Source organism: Psychrosphaera ytuae, assembly GCF_017638545.1.
Classification (GTDB): domain Bacteria; phylum Pseudomonadota; class Gammaproteobacteria; order Enterobacterales; family Alteromonadaceae; genus Psychrosphaera; species Psychrosphaera ytuae.
This window is the reverse complement of sequence record NZ_CP072110.1, coordinates 1,826,043-1,848,383: the sequence shown is the minus strand read 5'-3', so window position 1 is coordinate 1,848,383 and position 22,341 is coordinate 1,826,043. Positions and strand designations below refer to the sequence as shown.

General features: G+C 43.3%; 15 protein-coding genes. 8 read left to right on the top strand and 7 right to left on the bottom strand.

Annotation, left to right across the window (positions count from 1 at the left end):
* Nucleotides 1-2: 2 nt before the first annotated feature.
* From J1N51_RS08220 to J1N51_RS08205, 4 genes are all read right to left on the bottom strand, one after another.
* Nucleotides 3-2,966 carry a TonB-dependent receptor gene (locus J1N51_RS08220; RefSeq protein WP_208830241.1) on the bottom strand — a complete coding sequence of 988 codons (2,964 nt, stop codon included), beginning with the start codon at nucleotides 2,964-2,966 and terminating at the stop codon, nucleotides 3-5.
* Nucleotides 2,967-3,214: 248 nt separating this feature from the next.
* The gene (locus J1N51_RS08215; protein WP_208830239.1) at nucleotides 3,215-4,213 is read right to left on the bottom strand and encodes a LacI family DNA-binding transcriptional regulator; all 999 of its coding nucleotides are present in this window, start codon (nucleotides 4,211-4,213) and stop codon (nucleotides 3,215-3,217) included.
* A gap of 6 nt (nucleotides 4,214-4,219) precedes the next feature.
* On the bottom strand, nucleotides 4,220-5,560 hold the full coding sequence (locus tag J1N51_RS08210; RefSeq protein WP_208830237.1) for a glycoside-pentoside-hexuronide (GPH):cation symporter: 1,341 nt from the start codon (nucleotides 5,558-5,560) through the stop codon (nucleotides 4,220-4,222).
* A 33-nt stretch (nucleotides 5,561-5,593) separates the two neighbouring features.
* Nucleotides 5,594-6,934 (bottom strand): GH1 family beta-glucosidase, encoded by a 1,341-nt coding sequence (locus J1N51_RS08205; RefSeq protein WP_208830235.1) that lies wholly within the window; start codon nucleotides 6,932-6,934, stop codon nucleotides 5,594-5,596.
* Nucleotides 6,935-7,162: 228 nt separating this feature from the next.
* Between J1N51_RS08205 and J1N51_RS08200 the strand changes: the two genes are divergently transcribed.
* The 3 genes from J1N51_RS08200 to J1N51_RS08190 all read left to right on the top strand — a co-directional run bounded on the left by J1N51_RS08200 (nucleotide 7,163) and on the right by J1N51_RS08190 (nucleotide 13,945).
* The gene (locus J1N51_RS08200) at nucleotides 7,163-8,440 is read left to right on the top strand and encodes a sugar MFS transporter (protein ID WP_208830233.1); all 1,278 of its coding nucleotides are present in this window, start codon (nucleotides 7,163-7,165) and stop codon (nucleotides 8,438-8,440) included.
* Between the two features lie 71 nt (nucleotides 8,441-8,511).
* Nucleotides 8,512-10,983, top strand: a complete 2,472-nt coding sequence (locus J1N51_RS08195; RefSeq protein WP_408635900.1) for a glycoside hydrolase family 3 protein — start codon at nucleotides 8,512-8,514, stop codon at nucleotides 10,981-10,983.
* 76 nt (nucleotides 10,984-11,059) lie between these two features.
* Nucleotides 11,060-13,945, top strand: coding sequence for a family 16 glycosylhydrolase (locus J1N51_RS08190; RefSeq protein WP_208830229.1), 2,886 nt, complete (start codon nucleotides 11,060-11,062; stop codon nucleotides 13,943-13,945).
* A 117-nt stretch (nucleotides 13,946-14,062) separates the two neighbouring features.
* Here the strand turns inward: J1N51_RS08190 and J1N51_RS08185 are convergent, their stop codons facing one another.
* On the bottom strand, nucleotides 14,063-14,287 hold the full coding sequence (locus J1N51_RS08185) for a TIGR02922 family protein (protein WP_208830227.1): 225 nt from the start codon (nucleotides 14,285-14,287) through the stop codon (nucleotides 14,063-14,065).
* A gap of 372 nt (nucleotides 14,288-14,659) precedes the next feature.
* Between J1N51_RS08185 and J1N51_RS08180 the strand changes: the two genes are divergently transcribed.
* Nucleotides 14,660-15,121: a CPBP family intramembrane glutamic endopeptidase gene (locus J1N51_RS08180; protein WP_208830225.1), complete on the top strand. Its 462-nt coding sequence runs from the start codon at nucleotides 14,660-14,662 to the stop codon at nucleotides 15,119-15,121.
* 34 nt (nucleotides 15,122-15,155) lie between these two features.
* On the opposite strand, the gene J1N51_RS08175 is transcribed toward J1N51_RS08180, so the two are convergent.
* Nucleotides 15,156-17,312, bottom strand: coding sequence for a TonB-dependent receptor plug domain-containing protein (locus J1N51_RS08175; RefSeq protein ID WP_208830223.1), 2,157 nt, complete (start codon nucleotides 17,310-17,312; stop codon nucleotides 15,156-15,158).
* A gap of 34 nt (nucleotides 17,313-17,346) precedes the next feature.
* Complete coding sequence (locus tag J1N51_RS08170; RefSeq protein WP_208830221.1) at nucleotides 17,347-17,793, bottom strand: DUF2946 family protein; 447 nt, start codon at nucleotides 17,791-17,793, stop codon at nucleotides 17,347-17,349.
* 249 nt (nucleotides 17,794-18,042) lie between these two features.
* Here J1N51_RS08170 and rho point away from each other — a divergent pair, with 249 nt between their 5' ends.
* The 4 genes from rho (at nucleotide 18,043) to J1N51_RS08150 (ending at nucleotide 22,335) form a co-directional block, all read left to right on the top strand.
* Nucleotides 18,043-19,311 carry a transcription termination factor Rho gene (gene rho, locus J1N51_RS08165; RefSeq protein ID WP_208830219.1) on the top strand — a complete coding sequence of 423 codons (1,269 nt, stop codon included), beginning with the start codon at nucleotides 18,043-18,045 and terminating at the stop codon, nucleotides 19,309-19,311.
* A gap of 88 nt (nucleotides 19,312-19,399) precedes the next feature.
* Nucleotides 19,400-20,875, top strand: a complete 1,476-nt coding sequence (gene ubiD, locus J1N51_RS08160) for a 4-hydroxy-3-polyprenylbenzoate decarboxylase (protein ID WP_208830217.1) — start codon at nucleotides 19,400-19,402, stop codon at nucleotides 20,873-20,875.
* A 111-nt stretch (nucleotides 20,876-20,986) separates the two neighbouring features.
* A complete protein-coding gene (fre, locus tag J1N51_RS08155) occupies nucleotides 20,987-21,691 on the top strand; it encodes an NAD(P)H-flavin reductase (RefSeq protein ID WP_208830216.1) in 705 nt (234 codons plus the stop codon).
* 41 nt (nucleotides 21,692-21,732) lie between these two features.
* Nucleotides 21,733-22,335: a peroxiredoxin family protein gene (locus J1N51_RS08150; RefSeq protein ID WP_208830214.1), complete on the top strand. Its 603-nt coding sequence runs from the start codon at nucleotides 21,733-21,735 to the stop codon at nucleotides 22,333-22,335.
* The last annotated feature ends 6 nt before the right edge of the window (nucleotides 22,336-22,341 follow it).

The following is a 22,341-nucleotide window of genomic DNA, read 5'->3' as shown; positions in this document are numbered from 1 at the left end:
ACTTAGAAGCTATAACGTGCACCTAGGTTATAACGAGCACCGTATTGTGCGCCACTTAAGAATTGTTCTTCGTAACGGACGTAGACTCGCTGTGTTTCTTCTGTGATGTTCAAGCCTTCAAAAAACACTGTGAAGTTTTCGGTAACTTGATAGTTCACGTTTAAATCTACTTGAGCGTATGCCTCTGTGAATACTGGTGAAGAGTGCTGATCAAAGCCTGATAGGAACTCGTCACGCCAGTTATAAGAGATACGGACAGATAGATCGTCTTTATCATAAATTGCAGAGAAGTTAGCTGAATCACTCATACCAACTAGGGCAAATTGTGCATCTGTAATGTCACGATTAACTTCAACGTCACCACTTACAAACGTCGCATTAGCTTGGAAGCCAAAACCCGTTTCACCAAACATATGTTGAACGGCTAGCTCCCAGCCTTTTAGGCTTGATTCGTTTAAGTTAACGTCACGAGATACATCAAAGATTGCCAGAGGATCGTCGGCATTAGCACCGATACGCGTACCTGTTGGTGTACCTTGGTTTTCGTTTATACGGTCGTGGATTGCTTGGTCAGAGGGTTGAATACCTTCTGCAATAAGCTCTTGGCGAGCTTGCTCTGCACGTGGACCGATGAACGGGTCACGGATACCTGCGACTTCTTCTTTTGTCGTTACATTGACTAAGAAGTTGTCTACGTTTTTATGGAAATAACCAATCGACGCGTAGCTGCCCTCATCGTAGTAATATTCAAATGACAAGTCGAAGTTATCTGCAACATAAGGTTTAAGAGCAGGGTTACCTACTGCAACTTTACGTTGATTAACTTTTGGGTTACCTAGGAATGCTTTTGTTGAACCTAGTGCACCAATCGGAGGACGAGTTAAAGATTTAGAGTAAGAGAAGCGTGCGATCATGTCTTCTTCGACTTCCATACTCATATCTAAGCTTGGAAGAAACTCTTTAGTTTCACCTGTGCCTTCAGAGAAGCTTTGTTCTTCAGCGTATACGTATTCCCACTCGTTGCCGTTTACCCATTCCATTGCGGTAGCTGGAACTTCTAAACCGTTAGAGGTTACGTCAGTGATTTCATAACGTGCACCAACAATGACATCAAGAGTGCGGTCAAACACGTCAAACATTAGCGCTGCTTGTGCGTACAACGACGTTGTTTCTTCTTTTACACGGCTATCTGAGTCGATAGGGCCTGATTGGAATTTACCATTTACTTCAGTTGGCCAACCTGCATTGTAAATATCAGGTGCAATTGGATCGTCAATAGTTTCGAAGATGTTTAAAACTTCGTCAAAGTCTGCTGTGACGTAGTAATCGATCGCTTTATCGCCACCGTTAGAGAAGGCATCAAATAAACTGTTGATACCAACGCGAGTAAACATATCATCAGCGAAGTGAACTGCAGACCAATTCCACCAACCCGCTGGCAAGTTTTGAGAGTAGGCGTTAGTTGAACGGAAATTCATTTCTGTACGAGCTACACCAAAGTCAACTTGACCAAGTACACCATCGCCCTGAGGAACCCACTTACCTTTAAGTTGGAATTGGGTCATTTCGTTTTCGTTGAAGCCTTTGGTTACCGCACCAAATAACGAGCCCATGTCGGCACCCGTCAATTCGTCTTGAGGATTACCGTTGCCATCGATCAGGTCAAGACCCCAAATCGGAATGCCATCAGCGCCGAAGTGTGCATCTTTGATGTTGATGTTTGCAGTATTAGGACCAAAATCTGGACCTGCATCTCCACAGAAACCACAGAAGGTATTACCAATGATCAAGAAAGCATCATTACCTAGACCAACACCTTGGCTAACCGCAGAAGAGTCATGAGCGTCAAAAGTTAGCGTTAGGCCATCGTTGACTTGCCACTCTAGGTTAAAGCCTAGTGATTTGTTTTCGTTTTCACTTTCACCGCGGGCTAGGTTAGTCGCGTAGTCACCGCCGATTTCAGCAACGTGGGTGTAAGTACCGTTTTCATTGATGGTTGCACTGCTAACGTTACCACCGTTGTTAAACCATACACCAAAGCTGTTGCGGTTTGATTCGAACTCAAGTTTCGAATAGGTGTAGTCTAGAGTCGCCGTTACGTTTTCTACTGGACGGTATTGGAATACCAACTGACCATTTGTACGAACACGTTCGTTGTCATTGATTGAGTAACCCGCGTTTTGTGGGTACCAAGTCGTGCCGTCTGCGCGCTGGTTGTTGTCAGTCAATTCAAGGTTTGGAGAAGCTGAGATGTTGACGTTTGGGATCCAGTTATCAACCGCTGCACGTTGCTCACGATTGTTACGCTCTTGGTGTGCAAATGACGCTAATACACCAAAGGTATCATCAGCAAAAGTATTACTGATTAAACCAGAAATCTCAGGAGTAACGTCGTCACCGGTTTCGTTACTAGTTTCCATCACACCTTTAAGACCGACCGAGCCTTTTAGACCAGGGAAAGCTAGAGGCTTGGCAGTAAGCATGTTAACAGTGGCGCCGATACCACCACTTGGTAAGTCTGCGCGTGTTGTTTTGTACACCTCGACAGAGCTAACGCCTTCTGTCGCAATGTTACCGAAATCGTAGGAACGGCCGCCAACGGTTGGCATTTGACGACCATTCAAAGTCACGAGGTTAAACTCAGGTCCCATACCACGTACTGTGATGCGGCTACCTTCATTATTTGAGCGATCGATAGAAACACCAGAGATACGCTGCAAAGATTCGGCAAGGTTGGTGTCGGGGAATTTACCAATGTCTTCAGAAGAAATGGCTTCAACAACACCGCGTGACGAACGTTTAACATCCATCGACTTGACCATACTGCCACGGATACCTTTGACCTTAATGACCTCGACATCTTTGGCTTCATTTTCATCAGCCATTACATGGCTGCTAATGGTACCTGTAAGGCCAAGCGTAATGCTGGCAGCTAACAGAGACTTGTTAAATTTTTTGGCTTTCATGTTGTATCCCCAACGCTTAACCGTGCTGATATAAGTAAACTTTCTAATTATTAATTTAGTTTCATTGAAGCTTTAAAAATATTCAATGTAAGCGCTTACAAGTCTATTCCAAAAAAAACCAGACAGCGAGTTTGGTTTTGTAAGCGCTTACAAAAAATATGACAAATCGATTAAATCGTCAACTAAAAATTGGAGTTGAACTCTAATTTGGGGCTTTTTTATCCAAAACAGTGCGACGTGAATGTACTTTAGAGGTTAACACACGAGTCTCGTTCAATTAGTCGAGGCGTAAATTCTGTTGTCAATTCACCTGTTTCTATGCGGTAGGTATTGGCTAAAATTAATTTTGCGGCCATTTGTCCCATTTTTTGAACTGGGTATTCAATCGTGGTTAGTTTAGGAAATAGATAATCAGCATAAATGATGTTATCAAATCCGATTATGGAGAAGTCATCAGGTACACTTAAGTCTGCTTCACGTGCTCTAGTTATTGCACCGCTGGCCATTTCATCGTTGCCGCAGACTAATGCTGTGAAAGGTAAGTTTGCTGATAGACATTGCTCTAAGCCATAACGCCCCCCACTTTGTTGGAAGTTTCCTTCAACGAGTAATTTAGGGTGTTGCGTTAAACCTTGCTCTGCAAGGGCGCGTAAATGACCTGCATATCTATCTCGGGCGTCTTTTTTCCAGTTTGGTCCTGACACATAAGCAAACTGAGTATGACCTTTTTCAATCAGGTATTTAGTTGCTAGATAACCACCGTGTTCGTTATCCAAGCTAATACAGTGCTCTTCAATACCAGGAACGATGCGGTTAATGATGACAAATGGCGTCGTACCTTTACTGAGCTCTAGTAAAAATTCATCCGAAACCGCTTCGGCATGCAATATCAGCGCATCACACTTGCGGCCCACTAAAAACTCAATACTGTCTTGTTCGGTTTTTTCATCTGAGTGACCAGAAGCAATAATGGTGTGTTTACCTGCGGCTCTTAACTCGGCCTCTATACCGCTCATCATAGCCCCAAAAAAGGGTCCGTGTAACTCAGAAACAAGTAAGCCAATACTATTGGAGCGATTTGATGCGAGGGATTGGGCGATGCTATTAGGTTTGTAGCCCAACTCTTTCATGGCATTGAGGACTTTCTCTTTGGTTTTGTCACTAACGCGGGCGTTTTTGTTAACGACCCGTGAAACCGTTGCGAGTGACACACCTGCAAGTTCAGAAACCTCATAAATAGTTGCCATTACGTCCTATCTCTCCTCGATAGCTTGTTGTTGTTTTAACTCGGCGTGAATCAAAGCGACTTTATCGTCCGTTAGATTGTACCAGCGCATAACAAACGCTGCACAAACAGAGCCAATCGCTGGGAATAAACTAAAGCACAGCAGAATCCCTTGTTGGGTATAAACAGATTGTACTTGGTCGGCCTGATAATCATAAAAAGCCAATAGCCATCCTGCCAGTGCACCACCGATTGCGACACCGAGCTTTATAAAGAAGACCACTGACGAATATACCAAACCCGTCATTTGATTTTGAGTCTTCCACAAACCGTAGTCAGCTGTGTCTGCCATTTTTGCCCACAATAACGGGGTCGCCATTTGTAATACAAAATTCCATAAAATGTAAGCGCTAAATGCAATTGTGAGCTCTGATGGCGATATTAAATAACTGCTAGCACAAATTCCGGCGGCTAGAAGTTGTAAATACATGTAGGCTTTTACTTTGCAAATACGCTTGGCTAACTTTGCACTTAAGCTACATCCGATGATACTCGCAATCATGCCCAAGGTAATAAAAGTGGTGACTAAGTCAGGCCTTTGAAGATAGTGGGTGACGTAATAGACCGCCAGTGATGCTCTCAATACTTGACCACTTAACAAAAAGACACCAACAGCGGCCAATACTCGCCATTGATCATTGTTAAATAAGCTTTTTAGGCTTTCTTTAAAAGGAGTTTTTACGGTACTAGGATATTGCACTCGCTCTTTTGTACCTGCAAAACAAAGTAAAAAGAGTCCGACGCCAAGACCACCCATGACGGCCATTGTAAGCATATAGCCTTTGGCTTTGTCACCTTCACCAAAATATTCAACAAGAGGTAAGGTACCAGCGGCGATAAGGAGTCCACCTAACATACCAAATACAAAACGATAGGACTGAACAGAGACTCTTTGTTTAGGATCATCCGTTAAAGCACTAGCTAATGCTGAATATGGAATATTAATTGCCGTATAAATCAACATTAACATGGTGTAGGTCAAAAAAGCGTAGGCATATTTGTAATCGCCCATCGCTTCAAAAGATGTGAAGGCGAGAACACTGATGATCCCAAAGGGCAACGCAAGCCAAAGCAGGTAAGGGCGATATCGGCCCCATTTTGAGCGGGTTCGATCAGCCATTGAGCCCATTAAAGGATCGGTTATGGCATCAATAACTCTAACGAGAAGAAACATGGTGCCGGTCTCGGCTGGTGATAACCCTACGACGTCAGTGTAATACACCAACAAAAACATCATCACCGTCTGAAAGATGATATTGCTCGCCGTATCGCCTAATCCATAGGCGACTTTTTCTCTTATACTGAGCATGTTGAACCTTATTGTTGATTAACCGAGCCAATTTTATTGTTGTTGTTTTCGCTCAGCTAATAGCTGGCTATAGGCAAGGCCACTTTGTTTTATTGTTCTTTTTTGTGTTTCGAAATCAACATAAACGATACCAAAGCGCTTTTCATATCCTTCTGCCCATTCAAAGTTATCCATTAAGCTCCATGCAAAATAGCCTTTAATGTCTACACCTTGATTCATTGCCGTATCGACCGCTTTAAGGTGGCTTTGAAAGTAAGCAACTCGTTTAGTATCTTCTACTTTACCATCGATTATCTCGTCGTCCATAGCTGCGCCATTTTCGGTAATATAAATTGGTGGTAAAGAATATTGGTTATTTAAGTCAATCAAAATATCGGTCAGACCTTGTGGAAAGATCTCCCAACCCATGGCTGTTAGTTCATCGTCCTTTGCCGGACAAGACACAAACCCGCTTTGATGATCGTGACTAAAGTAAGAACGGGTGTAGTAATTAACGCCCAAATAATCCATTGGCTGTTGAATAATAGCCATGTCGCCGGGCTGAACCACGCCTGTCGCTTCAAGCTCTGATTCGAATATAGCTGGGTATGCACCATCTATAACAGGTTTGAGGTACCAGTGATTAAAGTATTGATCAGCGAGAACGGATGCTTTTTTGTCCTCACTCGTGTCATTAAACGGGTAACAAGGGCTGAAGTTAAGGACTATGCCATTTTCAGTATTGGGACTTTGGGTGTTTAGTACTCTCATTGCCAAACCGTGAGCTAGCAATAAGTGATGAGCCGCGACAAGGCCATTGTCTCTGCCGGTTTTACCAGGGGCGTGAATTCCTGCTTCATAACCTAGATACGCAGAACACCAAGGTTCGTTGAGTGTGGTAAAGGCGGTAACATCTTCTTTTAAGGTTTCTACGACTACCTGAGTGTACTTTTCAAACTCATAAGCCGTGTCCCTATTTAACCAACCCCCTTTATCTTCTAAATATTGAGGTAGATCCCAATGATATAGGGTCACAAAAACATCAATACCTGTTTCTTTAAGCGCTTTAATCAATTGGCTGTAAAAGGCCAGCCCTTGTTGATTGACCATGCCATTTTCATTGATGACACGAGGCCAGCTTATTGATAAACGATAGCTATCTACATTGAGTGATTTGATCAACTCAACATCATCCGCCCAGCGTTCGATATGCTCACACGCTACCTCACCCGTCGATTGATCTTTAATGGCACCTGGCTTGTCACAAAAAGTATCCCAAATGGATAAGGCACGTTCGTTTACGGCGCCTTCAATTTGAAAAGAGGACGTTGCGACACCAAAGGTAAATGCTTTTGACCACAGTGCTGAATCCTTAGGTAAAGATAATGATTTCATTGTTTTACAAAGCCTTTTGTTGCCTCTTGGACACTGACCTGGTGCCTGTTTTGGGCGGATTCTCATTAAAAATAGTATTGATCTGGGTTCATTCTATGCTATAAATGTAAGCGCTTACAAGGTTTGGTTGAAAAATGTTTTTTAGCAGTAGCTTCAATAAAACGGGTTAAAAAGCAGACAGCCAAAAGAATAAAAAAGAGCCGATAGGCTTAATTAGGGTCAGAAAATATGTCTTCAACTCCAGCTGATTTGAACCCGAGTTCGAATCACATTAACGGTGAGCAAAACTATGGCTTTGCGTTAGTGTCACTTACTTCATTGTTCTTTATGTGGGGCTTTATCACCTGCCTAAATGACATTCTCATTCCTTACCTAAAAAACATGTTTGACCTCAATTTCACTCAGGCGATGTTGATTCAATTTTGTTTTTTTAGTGCTTACTTTTTAGTTTCGTTACCAGCGGGCAAGTTGGTCGCAAAACTGGGCTATCAAAAAGGCATTGTCGTCGGTTTATTAGTGGCTTGTGTGGGTTGTGTGATGTTTTATCCGGCCGCTGCACTGAAGACATATCCGCTATTTTTAGGTGCACTGTTCGTATTAGCCTCTGGTATTACAATTTTACAGGTTTCGGCAAATCCGTATGTCAGTGTGTTAGGGCGCCCTGAGACCTCCTCTTCTCGGTTGACTATGACACAAGCCTTTAATTCACTCGGTACGACTGTTGCGCCATATTTTGGTGGTGTGTTGATTTTAGGTGCTGCGGTCAATGAAGGTGCAGCGATGGGGGAATCAGTCAAGGTTCCTTATTTATTGCTGGCACTAATGCTGCTCATTTTAGCTCTGGTTTTTACCTTTCTTAAGTTGCCTACGATTCAAAGTGCCGAGCAACAAACGACTTCAAGTACCATCGAAGATTACAAAAGCGCTTTGTCGCATCGTCATTTGAGTCTTGGAGCTTTGGGCATCTTTGTGTACGTCGGAGCTGAAGTGAGTATCGGTAGCTTTATGATCAACTACTTTGGCCTTGAACGAGTGATGTCATTTGAAGAGTCAGAAGCAGCTAAATACATCACCTACTACTGGGGCGGTGCCATGGTTGGTCGCTTCTTTGGTGCGGTGATCATGCAAAAAGTAGATGCGGGCAAAGTACTGGCATTTAATGCATTAGCAGCGGTGGTGTTATTGCTAACGACTATGCTATCTAACGGTGCTGTGGCCATGTGGGCACTGTTGTTAGTAGGCCTTTGTAACTCAATTATGTTCCCGACGATTTTTTCATTGGCACTTAAAAACTTAAAGGAAGTAACAAGTCACGGCTCTGGTGTACTTTGTTTAGCGATTGTCGGTGGGGCAGTGTTACCACTATTGCAAGGTCTTATTGCTGATGGCATAGGTCTAACAGTGTCATTTGTGATGCCTATTGTTTGCTATTTGTACATCGCTTTTTACGGTGTGAATGGTTCGAAAGTGTCTTTAGAGAATCAACCGTCGGCAGTGAAAGGATAAGAGTAATGAAGCGAGAAACAGTATTTAAATTAAGTTTAACAGCAGTCTCGAGCCTTTTATTAACAGCTTGCATGCAAACCAGCAGTGATGCTGGTACTGATTCAGCGCAGACTGACGCTCAGCAAGCTGCGAAAATATGGCCAAAATTGGATATAGCCGTAAAACCATCGGAACAAGTCGAGCAGCGAGTTGAATTTCTTTTGGCTGAAATGACTCTAGAGCAAAAGATTGCTCAGATGATTCAACCTGAGATCCGAGATGTAACCGTTGAAGAAATGCGCCAGTATGGGTTTGGTTCGTATTTAAACGGCGGTGGGGCGTTTCCAAATGATAATAAGCACGCTTCAGCTCAAGACTGGGTAGATTTAGCAGAAAAGATGTATCAAGCATCTATTGACGATAGTTTAGACGGCTCAACGATCCCAACTATGTGGGGAACGGATGCGGTGCATGGCCACAATAATGTAATCGGTGCGACGTTATTTCCTCACAATATCGGCTTAGGTGCCGCAAACAATCCACAGCTAATTGAAGATATTGCACACGCAACGGCAAAGGAAGTGTTAGCGACAGGCATCGACTGGGTATTTGCCCCAACTGTTGCGGTTGTTCGCGATGACAGATGGGGACGCACTTACGAATCATATTCTGAAGATCCAACTATCGTACGCGCCTATTCAGCAGCAATAGTAAGTGGTTTACAGGGTAAACCTGGCGATAACTTCCTCGATGAAAAGCACGTCGTATCAACGGTAAAACACTTTGTTGGTGATGGTGGCACTGTAGGTGGCGACGACCAAGGTGACAATGTCTCTACTGAGCAAGAGTTGTTTGACATCCACGCCCAGGGTTATGTAGGTGGTCTAACGGCTGGTTCACAATCGGTTATGGCGTCATTCAACAGTTGGCACGGTGATAAGATTCACGGTAACAAGTATTTGTTAACCACAGTGTTAAAAGACACTATGGGCTTTGATGGATTTGTTGTTGGTGATTGGAATGGCCATGGTCAGATCAAAGGCTGTAGTAATGAGTCATGTCCGCAGGCTATTAATGCCGGTCTAGATATTTTTATGGCACCAACTCAATCTTGGAAACCATTGTTTAAAAACACTTTAGCCCAAGTAAAATCGGGCGAAATTCCGATGTCTCGAATTGATGATGCAGTTCGACGTATTTTACGAGTAAAAGTACGCGCTGGCTTGTTTGAAAAGCCAAGTCCTAAACAACGAGCCCTCGCTGCTGACACGTCATTAATAGGTCACCCAGAGCACAGAGCAATTGCCCGTCAAGCAGTTCGAGAATCACTTGTTTTATTAAAAAATAACAACAAGACGTTACCACTTAAACCGCAACAACATATTTTAGTTGCCGGTGACGCTGCACATAATATCGGTAAACAGTCGGGCGGTTGGACTATTACGTGGCAGGGAACAGGCAACAACAACAACGACTTCCCGGGTGGTACTTCAATCTATGATGGTTTAAAACAACAAGTTGAAGCGATTGGTGGCTCTGTTGAGCTGAACGTCGATGGTGAGTTTAGTCAACGACCTGACGTCGCAGTGGTTGTGTTTGGTGAAGAGCCTTACGCAGAAGGTAATGGTGACCTTGATAATCTCGAGTACCAGCGTGCGAACAAACGTGATTTGGCGTTGTTACGCAAACTAAAAGATCAAGGTATTCCGGTGGTTTCAGTATTCATCACTGGCCGTCCATTGTGGACTAATCCCGAAATTAATGCGTCCGACGCCTTTGTTGTTGCATGGTTACCAGGTTCTGAAGGCGTTGGTGTTGCGGATGTTTTAGTTGCGGATAAAGCAGGTAAAGCAAAGTTCAATTTTGACGGGCGTTTATCCTTTTCTTGGCCACGTGACCCTAACCAGGCCACAGTTAACTTTGGTGATGAGGAATATAATCCACTGTTCCCATACGGATATGGTCTGACATATGAATCATCAGAACAAGTACCTGTTTTAGATGAAACTATTGCTCAAGATACAAATGAAGAAATGCGATTGGTATTAATGGACCGCGCAGTTAACGCGCCATTTAAACTGTCTATTGGTAGTTCAAACCAACAAACCGTGATGAACAGTAGTGTTGTCACCAATGACTCTGTATATGTCAGAACTACTGATCGCTTTGTTCAAGAAGACGCGCGTCTTGTTAAATTTACCTCTGACAAACCTGGTCGTGTCGCAATAGGGCAAGCGTTTCCATCTGATTTGTTGAGTTTAGTTGAACAAGAGGCAACCTTAAACGTTGACCTTCAATTAGGGCAATCGATCAAAAAAGGTCAAGTGTTAGTTGGGATGGATTGTGCAGAAGAGTGCAGCGTAGATCTTGCTGAACACTTAGATACTAAGTCGACGCAGTGGCAAAGCGTGAGCTTTTCACTAGGTTGCTTTAAAGCAAACAAAGCAGAGTATGGCAAAGTTTTCGAACCTTTTGTAATGACCGGAAGCGGTGACGTTACCGTATCTTTTTCAAAGGTGTCGATTGGCAGTCAGCCAGACAATAAACAAATTCAATGTAATTAAACCATAATCAACAGGCCACTTGTGGTCATTTGTTCAAACACAAATGTAAGCGGTTACATAATCGTGAGAGAAAGCTATGATACAAAATAAAATAACAAAGTCTTTACTTCTCTCCGGCGCGCTTTTAACAATAGCAGCGTGCGGAGATTCAGACGGCGTAGATTCTAGGGAGACATTGCAGTTTAACTCGGCCCCTGAATTTACTTCTCAACCTCAAGTGGCGGTGACAGCTCAACAAGAGAGTCGCTACGTCATTACTGCATCGGATATCGACGCGGGTGATGAGCTAACTATTTCGGTCTCTGATCTTCCGAGTTGGGCGATGTTTGATGCTGCGACTAATACCTTAATTTTTAACCCTGGCACTGCGGCTGTGGGTGATTATAGATTTGAAATTAGTGTTACAGATGGTGCCTTAACAACCACTCAAATGTTCGATGTTAAAGTTGTACTTTCAAAAGATGCAGCTGAATGGACACTAGTTTGGAGTGATGAATTTGACGGTGAAAGCCTAAACGCTGAAAACTGGAACATTGAAACCGGAGACGGCTCTCAATACGGTTTAACGGGATGGGGCAATAATGAGCTAGAGTGGTATCAAGCCGAAAATATTACCGTTGCTGATGGTTATCTCAACATCACGGCAAAAGAAGAAGCCAGTAATGGTTACAACTACACCTCTGGTCGTATGCGTTCTGATGGCAAAGTCGATATTAAGTACGGTCGTATTGAAGCACGTATTAAAGCGCCGGCGGGACAAGGCTTGTGGTCAGCATTTTGGATGTTGCCAACTGACTCTCAATACGGTGGATGGGCAAGCGGTGGCGAGCTCGATATTATGGAAATCGTCAGTCCAAACGGCACTAACAATCAAGAAGTACACGGTACTATCCACTACGGAATGGCGTGGCCACTGAACAAAAGTGCAGGTGGTAAGTATGCGATCAATCCTACTGATGATTATCACGTTTATGCTATAGAGTGGGAACAAGACGAAATCCGCTGGTATGTAGATGACGTCCATTTTGCTACGGTAACTTCAGATACTTGGTGGAGTTACTTCTACGGTGAAAACGGTTATGTATCTGTACCGGAAGCACCGTTTAATCAAGACTTTCACTTATTACTTAATTTAGCCGTTGGTGGTAACTGGCCGGGTGCGCCAGACCAAGCGACTGTATTCCCAGCGACGTTAAGCGTTGACTACGTAAGAGTTTATGAATGTAGCGCTGGTAATGACAATGGCACAGGGTGTGTGACCAACGTAGATGCGTCATTAGATTTGCCAAGTAATGATGCGGTTTTTGTTGAGACGTATGATCTATATGTCGACGGTCCTTCAACGTTAACCTGGCAAGTGTCTGAAGACACTACTGCAGAACGCGCATTAAAAGCGGGTGTTGCATGGGATAACGAAGGTGCTATCAGCATGGTTGAAACAGACCTTGGCGGTGACCGAGGCACTGTGATCGAAGTAACCACGTCTAACATGGGCAATATTGCTATTAGTGCGGAAGATGGTGGCACATTCAATTTATTCGGAATGGGTAACTCTAATGAGCCTTGGAAGCTTCATGCCGGTGAATTGACATTTGATCTGTATATCGATTCTGCAAATACAACAGCAGATAGCACTATCGCTATTAAAATGGACAGCGGCTGGCCAAAACTGGGTTATGTAAACCTAAGCGTTGCTGATTTACCAAAAGATGAATGGACAAGTGTTTCAGTTAAAGTCAATGACCTAATCGCTACGCCTGGTGATCAACCGTTAAACACGTCTTCGGTGTTAAATGTGTTTGTTGCTGAGTTTAGTGCAGCTGCACACGTGATGTTTGACAATGTTCGTTTGACCTGTGGTCATAAAGACGAAGGCGGCTGTGGTATCAACCCTCCTGAAGTCGAAGTTCAAGGTGAGCAAATCGTTGTTTTTGACGATGCCGTTAATGATGAAGTGTGGACCAATGGTCTAGGCGCATGGGATACAGTGACGGGTGCAGATTACTTTGATGGTGAATCTGGTAATCACGTTCAATGGGCGGTTGTAGACTCAGGTGACGCAGAGCGTGGCATGGTTATCAATGTCGAATTTGGGACTGCAGGTGCCGATGGTCTGTTGTATATACAATCAGCTCAGCCGGTTAATTTAGCTGACTTCTCTGAAGGTGCTTTGATCTTTGATGTAAAAGTAACAAACTATGCAGACACCACTTCTGGATTGAGTTTTAAAATCGACTGTATTTACCCTTGTACGACAGGCGACCAGGTACTTGGTGTTGTAGGCGATGGTGTTTGGGAAACAATCACTGTACCTGTGAGTGACTTAGTCAATGCAGGATTAAATGTGAACTCTGTGAATACAGGTTTGGTTATTTACCCAACATGGGGTGATCAACAAGGTGTTCAGCTACAAGTGGACAACATTCGTTGGGAAAAAGAGCTAACAGGTCCACAACCAGAGCCTGCTCCAACCGAAGAAGGCGAAGTCATGATTTATGCTGATGCGGCTAACGCTAACTGGTCACTGTGGGATTGCTGTGGTGGTGCGGTATATACAGAGGTTGCAGAAACAGACCGAGGTAATGTTGCACAGTTTACGTTTAACAGTACCCCTACGGTTGCAGGTGCAAAGGCCTTGACCACACATGATGCGTCGATGCTTACTGGTGGTACGCTTGAGTTTGATTTAAAAGTGGTTTCTCAGCCGACGGATACGTCAGGTGACTGGATGTTAAAAGTCGAAAGCACACAACAAGTGTTTGCAGAGCTTATGCTATCTGAGAGCAATGAAGGTGTTGCACCGCAAACAGGTGAGTGGCAGCACTACACGTTCGACTTAAGTGCGCTTGAAGCGGATGGGTTAAACCTGTCACTGATCAATATCATTATGGTTTTCCCAACTTGGGGAACAGGCGATGGTGCGGTTTATCAGATTGATAACCTACAAATCAAAGCTCCATAATAAAACGAAAACTGCGGCTTAGGCCGCAGTCTTTAGACATTAAAAAAGCGGCAAAAGCCGCTTTTTCAGTATTTGGAATGAGACTACAAGACGTTAAAATCTTGTTGCAAAGTGTTCTTATGCAACACTCTCATGAAAAGGCACTATCCTGTCGCCAATACTATTTAGTATATCCACTTCACCGTCACACACTGCAATGATCGAGCGACCTTGCTTTAACTCATCTGGAATGATCAAACGACCATTTTCGCTTTTGTTAAAGCTATGAGTTTCGTGTCGTAAGTCTAATGCGCCCTCTTCAAAGAAGATCAGCGTCGCTTGAGTAACCGGGTCATGTAACATCAGATAACCTTTTATTTTTATTATTAAATCGGCCTTATTGCCAACTTAATAAATATTTATACGTAAAGCAAACATATTTATCTCAATATTAGTGAAAAAATCAAAAATTAGCTTAGGCTCTATCGTGCGTCTCTGTGCTTTTATCTCAAGGATCCCGCTGTGATCGTTACCATACCTAGAAACTACCGAAAACAGGTACTTGTGAGTGAGTTTGTTTTGCTGTTCCTGGTATTACCAGTCGTATTCTTTTATTTGCGGAATCAAGTAGCGCCTTACCTTTTACTTTGCTTATTAACTATTTTGATTTGGTGTTTGTCACTCTTGATCCTCGATGATCGTTTTAAGCGATTTAGGCTGTGGAATATCGAGACCATGAAAGCCTATTTACCAAAAGTAATAAATACCTTTTTGTTTGCTGCTTTGTTTATAACGATTTTGAGCTGGTGGTTTACCCCTGAATGGTTATTCAGTTTACCGCTGGATCAAACCCTGATGTGGTTAGGATTGTTAGTTTTGTATCCGTTGTTGTCTGCGTGGCCGCAGGAGATTATTTTTCGGACGTTCTTTTTTCATCGTTACAAAAAAGTTTTCAAGAGCAAAAACCTTAGAGCATGGCTCAGCGCATTGTCTTTTGCACTAGCACACTTGTTGTTTGGAAATTGGATTGCAGTGCTCGGCTCATTTGTGGCGGGGTTGGTGTTTTCGTATACGTATATCCATTCGCGCTCCACGTTACTCGTTGCATTAGAGCACAGCCTGTGGGGATGCTGGCTGTTTACTGCCGGGTTAGGTGTTCATTTTGACAGTGGTATGTTGGCAGAACCATCGTTTTGATGACCCTGCCGTATATTGTTATCAATATAATTGGTTAAAAATACCAAGTGATGGAAGCATAAATATTTCTACCCATTCCTGGAATTATTTCACCTTGTTCAATCGACGTTGAGTTTGATGGATTTAACATTGGTCGATAGCGTCCAGACAGGTGGTCTTGATAGAAATTATCAAATAGGTTGTCGATACCGACTTTAAATTCAATTTTATCAACTTGCTTTAACGCATAGAGGTTAGTCAAGCTGTAACCACTAGAAGATTGTTCGCCGTTAAGCTCAGAAACCTTATTTTGACCAGCAACTAAGGTTTGTTGTAACGCTAATTGCCACTCATCGAATAAGTAAAATACTGTCATTTGTAAACGGTCGGCTGCGATACGATATAGGTCGTCCTCCATGTCACGACGTTGACCACGAATAACACTTACTGAGCCTGACAATGACCATTGGTCACTCAATTGATGGTTGGCCAGTAAATCGAATCCGTAAGTTTTGGCATCTACGTTTGCAAATGCCAACGGTGTTTTGCCAGTCATCATCGATGCTACCATATTGGCTGCCATGTTGGAGGAAGGTACAGCGCTAATGTAATCATCGATTTCGTGATAAAAGACTTGAGGTGAAACCATTGAGGTATCGGTTTGATACTCTAGTCCCAAGTTGATTTGTTTGGCCGTTTCCGCCTCTAAGTTGAGATTGCCTATGTAGGTATTACCATCAGCAAGACCGCCAGTGGATTGCATCGGATTCCACAAAAAACGTTCTTGATAGGACGCTGCACGCTGCTTGCGAGCAATAGAAAACAGACCTGTAAACTCATCATTCATTGGTTGTTTGTAACTGATGACCCAGTCGAGCAGTCCTTCATCAATGTTGGTATCAGTTTGATTGAACGAATTTTGTAATGTACCGATGGCTGGACTCATTATGGCCATGTGATGTTTTACACTACCGCTTTGGGCTGTGTGATCTGTGTATTGTAGTCCGAGGGTAATAAGTCCATCACTAACTGCTGATGACAAGGTCTCTGGTACGGTATAACGTCCCTCAACAAAAACGCTCGTGTCTATTAGTGCAACGTCATTGAAGTTCAGGATCCTAAACCTATCATTATCGGGAGAGGTAATAGTGGCGTCGTGCTCAGACTTTGCATGCCGAATACCACTTATAAGCAGCCAGTCTTCACTAATGTTTTTGGTCAAGCTTATTTGAAAGTTTAAAGCGTCTAGTTCAGCGGTGTTGTAACGCTTCATATTTGGCATTACAGGGCGCATTAAATAATTGCTCATACCGTGTTCGGCGCTGTCTTTTGATACTAACCAATTGAGCTGACCGACCTCTAGGTCCGACTCTCCCCAAAGTGAAAATTGGCGAGCGTCGATATAATCAATGTCCATTGGCAGAGCGGGTGTACCGCTGTCGTTCGTATTAGTTATACGCAATTGGCTGTAGATTGTGTGTTGCTGGGATTGATAGCCATAACTCAACAAACTTTGATTGCGCTGATATCCGGTTTCATCGATTCGGTGACCGTTGCCATCTTCAAAGCCGTCCGCTTGTTGAAAGCTACTAAACGCTCGTAACGCATGCTGTTTGTTGGCGATATTAATATCTGTAGTTAGTGTATTAGCGTTGTTGTTAGCGCTGTACTGTCCAGCCAACTTACCAGAAAGAAGTGGTTTTTTTGTGCCGCTAAATTTAGGCAATCCTTGCTCGATAACAATCGTTCCGCCAAGTCCGCTAGCAGCAACTGATACGGGACTTATGCCGCGAAAAACGGCGACCGAATCAATGGCACCTGCAATGGCATAGCTCAATGGGGAATCCATCGAGTTAGGGCCAGCGCCAACCACGGTTTGATTGTTTATTGTCACCCCGACTCTGTCTCCCGTGTAACCTCGATACTGTGCCAATGTTGTTATGGGGCCGTTGTTTACTCCTGCCGCTCCCGTCAACACATTGAGCCACTGACCCACATCAGTTTGATTGGCAGTGACCAAGTGAGTAGGGCTATGGACAGCAGCAAAATCGGATGATGGTACTTTGGACTGTATTTTTATCACTTCTATAGAAGAGGTCTGTTTTGTGGTGTGTGTTTGCTCTGTTTTTGAATTTGTTTCAGCCAATACCGACAAAGACGCGCACGAAGATATGCCAAGCATTATTGCATTGGCAATGAATGTATTGTTCATTTTGATTTCCTATTTATTGATTAAAAATGTGTTTTTAAGCGCTAAATAGAACAGGCGGAGCTCTATTGGGTGGCCTTAGGTAAAAAGCCGTCGAAGGGAAGTAGGTTGATGTGGTGTTGACGATGGTTTGAGGAGTAACTTGTGAGTAGGTAAAAAAGCCCCACAAGGCTATTTCAGCATCGCCTTCATCAAAAACACAAAGTGGACAATGGCCAGAGTTAAACTGGCTTGCTTGAGTATGTTCTGAACCAATCGCGAGGGCATTGCCATCGCCAAACTCATTGATTTGCTCCAGGCTAAAACCAAGGGCTAGACCGGTAGCAATAAATTCCGATTCGGATTGACTTTGGGGGACCCACAATTGGCGTTCGGTCGAACACAGTAGTTGCTGATTTGTCTTGCCAGCCATATAACCCAAAGATGGCGCAACTAAATTGAGCGCCAAACACAAGACTAAAAAGACGTGAACTATGTGTTTCATTGAGTTTTTATTGGAGCCGAAGATTTTAATGGCAAATACTATACCTAATTGATTCTACGGGGTAAATATCATATAAATTTGACGTCTTTTTTAAAAAACTGACCAAATTGACAAAGTTTATTGGGATTGGCGCTTTACGGTGGTTAATTTTACTGCTAACTTATCTAAATCTGTGCAGACCCATGCGCAAAACCTTATCAAATAAATAAACTTCTAAAACCTTCATATCAATTACAAAGACATTTCAATATGCATTTACGTGAATTAAAGAATAAGCCGATTAGCGAGCTCGTAAAATTAGCCGAGTCGATGGGCTTAGAGAATATGGCACGTCTGCGCAAGCAAGACATCATCTTTTCGATCCTAAAAAAACACGCCAAAAGTGGTGAATCCATCTATGGAGATGGTGTATTAGAAATCTTGCAAGATGGCTTTGGCTTTTTGCGTTCGGCCGATTCATCGTATTTAGCGGGCCCGGACGATATCTATGTATCGCCAAGCCAGATTCGCCGATTTAACCTTCGCACCGGTGACTCGATTTCAGGCTTGATTCGTCCACCAAAAGATTCAGAACGTTATTTTGCCCTTCTAAAAATCGAACAAGTCAACTTTGACAAGCCAGAAATTTCACGTAACAAAATCCTTTTCGAAAACTTAACTCCTCTGCATGCGACCTCTCGCTTTGTGATGGAGCGAGGTAATGGTTCGACTGAAGATATTACAGCACGTGTTTTGGACTTGTCTGCGCCGATTGGCCGTGGTCAGCGTGGTTTGATTGTTGCGCCACCTAAAGCTGGTAAAACAATGTTGATGCAAAATATTGCAACATCAATTGCTGCTAACCACCCAGAAGCGACACTGATGGTACTTCTTATCGACGAGCGTCCAGAAGAAGTTACAGAAATGCAACGCCTAGTAAAAGGTGAAGTAGTTGCATCGACGTTTGATGAGCCTGCGTCTCGTCACGTGCAAGTTGCCGAAATGGTTATTGAAAAAGCTAAGCGTTTAGTTGAGCACAAAAAAGACGTCGTTATTCTTCTTGACTCAATTACACGTCTAGCTCGTGCATACAACACAGTTATTCCTTCATCTGGTAAGGTACTAACCGGTGGTGTTGACGCTAACGCATTACACAAGCCTAAGCGTTTCTTCGGTGCAGCTCGTAACGTTGAAGAAGGTGGTAGTTTAACCATTATTGCAACGGCACTTGTAGATACTGGTTCTAAGATGGACGAAGTTATTTACGAAGAGTTTAAAGGTACCGGTAACATGGAACTACACCTGAATCGCAAGATTGCAGAGCGTCGTGTATTCCCAGCTATCGACTTCAACCGTTCTGGTACTCGTCGTGAAGAGTTAATGACTTCTCAAGACGAGTTGCAAAAAATGTGGATACTTAGAAAGATCGTAAACCCTATGCAAGAAGTAGAAGCTATGGAGTTTTTGATCGACAAGTTGGCGATGACCAAAACCAACGACGAATTCTTTGAAGCAATGAAACGCCAAAAAGGCGCGTAATTCTCAACGAACCTTACGCACAAAAGCCCAACTTTGATTGGGCTTTTTTGTAACCAAAATAAAATAATACTGAGACGCTCGAATCTAAATGAAATACAAAGACCTTCGTGACTTTATCAAACAGTTAGAAAAAAAAGGTGAGCTCGTCCGCATCAAAGCGGAAGTGGATCCTGATTTAGAGATGACCGAAATTGCAGATCGCACGCTGCGTGGGGAAGGACCTGCATTATTATTTGAAAATCCAAAAGGCTTTTCGGTCCCTGTATTAGCAAACCTATTTGGTACCCCAAAACGCGTTGCGATGGGAATGGGTCAAGATGATGTGCAGGCATTACGCGAGGTAGGTAAAACCTTAGCGTTTTTAAAAGAGCCCGAGCCGCCGGCTGGATTTAAAGATGCGTTTTCTAAACTGCCTGTTTTTAAACAGGTCCTAAACTTATCGCCTAAAGAAGTAAAAAAGGCTCCGTGCCAGGAGTTTGTGTTAGAGGGCGATCAAGTTGATTTAACCAAGCTTCCGATAATGCGATGCTGGCCGGGCGATGTTGCGCCGTTAGTAACTTGGGGTTTGACTGTAACCCGTGGACCGAACAAACCGCGACAAAATTTAGGTATTTACCGTCAGCAATTGTTAGGTCCAAATAAGTTGATCATGAGATGGTTATCGCACCGCGGCGGAGCGTTGGATTTTGAAGAATTTAAAAAGAGTAATCCAGGCGAAAAATACCCAGTCTCTGTTGCACTTGGTGCCGATCCTGCGACCATCTTAGGAGCGGTAACACCAGTACCTGATACTTTGAGTGAATACGGCTTTGCAGGCTTGTTGCGAGAGAGCAAAACGGAAGTCGTTAAATGTATCTCTAACGACTTACAAGTTCCGGCTTCTGCTGAGTTTGTATTAGAAGGTTACTTAGATCCAAACGAAACCGCACCAGAGGGGCCATACGGTGATCACACGGGTTATTACAATGAAGTTGAAGAGTTTCCAGTCTTTACGGTAACGCATATTACTCACCGCAAAGACCCAATTTATCATTCAACCTATACTGGGCGTCCACCTGATGAGCCGGCTATTTTAGGGGTAGCACTGAATGAAGTGTTTGTACCAATTATCCAAAAGCAGTTCCCCGAAATTGTCGACTTTTATTTACCACCAGAAGGGTGTTCATATCGAATGGCCGTGGTGACCATGAAGAAACAATATCCAGGTCATGCCAAACGGGTCATGATGGGAGTTTGGTCGTTCTTAAGACAGTTTATGTACACCAAATTTGTTATCGTCTGTGACGATGATGTTAATGCCCGTGACTGGGATGATGTCATGTGGGCTATTACCACTCGAATGGATCCGGCGCGTGATACCGTCATGATTGAGAATACCCCAATTGATTATTTGGATTTTGCGTCACCAGTTTCTGGCTTGGGTTCAAAGATGGGGCTAGATGCAACCAACAAGTGGCCAGGTGAAACGGATCGCGAATGGGGTGAGCCTATCGTCATGGACGAAGAAATTAAACAGCGCGTTGATGAGCGTTGGGATGAGTTTGGTATCAAACTTAATAAATAACATTTGAACAAATAACAAAAAGTCGAAATAGAACCTATAGTTAGCTTTCAAGCAGTTGTATTAAACTGTTCGTTAAAGGTAGGGTATTTTGACCTAAAGTAGGAAATTGAAATGTCTGCAAAATTAATCAGTGCAGAAGTCGTGTCCATTGAAGCGGTCACCGATTATGTAAAAATTGTAAAATTGAAGCCATTACAAGTGGCTCATTTTTTGGCAGGGCAATATTTGCACGTAGTGTTAAATGAAAACGACAAGCGCGTTTTTTCTATCGCATCTAGTCCAAACTCTGAGTTTATTGAGTTGCATATTGGTGCTGGCCCGGGTGACGATTATCCGCAAGGTGCGCTGGATCACATGGCAAATAATAAGGTTGTTGAATTAGAAATTGGTTTAGGCCATGCACATCTCAACTCAGCTTCTGAGCGCCCAATTGTGTTAATGGCAGGTGGTACTGGCTTTTCCTATGTAAAATCAATTGCAGATTATCTAGCTGAAACCAAACCCAACCACCATGTTATTTTGTACTGGGGTGCAAAAGACCAAAACGCTCTGTACGCAGACGAATATTTGCAAGCATGGGCAAAGCAGCACGCTCACTTTCAATACATTCCAGTCGTAGAAAACAGTGAGGATGATTGGCAGGGTAAAACGGGTTACGTCCACCATGCAGTTATGGAAGATATTATGAGTCTTGAGCCCTATGACATCTACTTGGCTGGGCCGTTTAAAATGGCCGGTATTGCGAGAGAAGATTTTATTGCTCAAAAAGGGGCCCTAAAAGAGCATATGTATGCTGATGCATTTGCATTTATTTAGGCTTTAAGTTTACCCAAAAACAAATTTTTAAGGGGCTTGCAGTGAACACATCAACAACGATTACTCGACTTTTTGTCGTCTTGTTTATCATGGCATTTGCGGGTTGTTCAATTAGCCCGGTAGATGAGTCCAAACTCAAAACGTCTTATTCTGACGTTGATGGTGCGATGGCCCTCGAATACGATCATTGGGTAGACTTTTCACTGCCAAATAGCCAAGGGCGATTAGTGCAACTCTCTGAGGTGTTAAAAGAGCACCACGTATTATTGATGTTTTATCGCGGAGAGTGGTGCCCTTACTGTATTGATCAACTCGGCTCTATTGAGCAAGTGTTGCCCCAACTCGGGCAATACAATGTGAGAGTGGTAGCGGTAAGTGCCGATCCTGTTGCGGCACTTAACAATACTAAAAAACAATTTGGTCAAGACTATCTGTTTTTAAGTGATGCTAATCTCCAGGTAACCAAGCAATACGGCATAGGCAATGCCCAAGACTTACCTCACCCAGCCGTATTTCTGATTAACAAAAAGACCGTTAAACAAGATGCCGAACTGCTTTGGTATTTTGTTTCGTCTGACTACAAAACACGCCCAAGTGGCCAACAGTTACTCAATAAAGTCCAAACTTTATTAAAAGACCAATAGTGACAA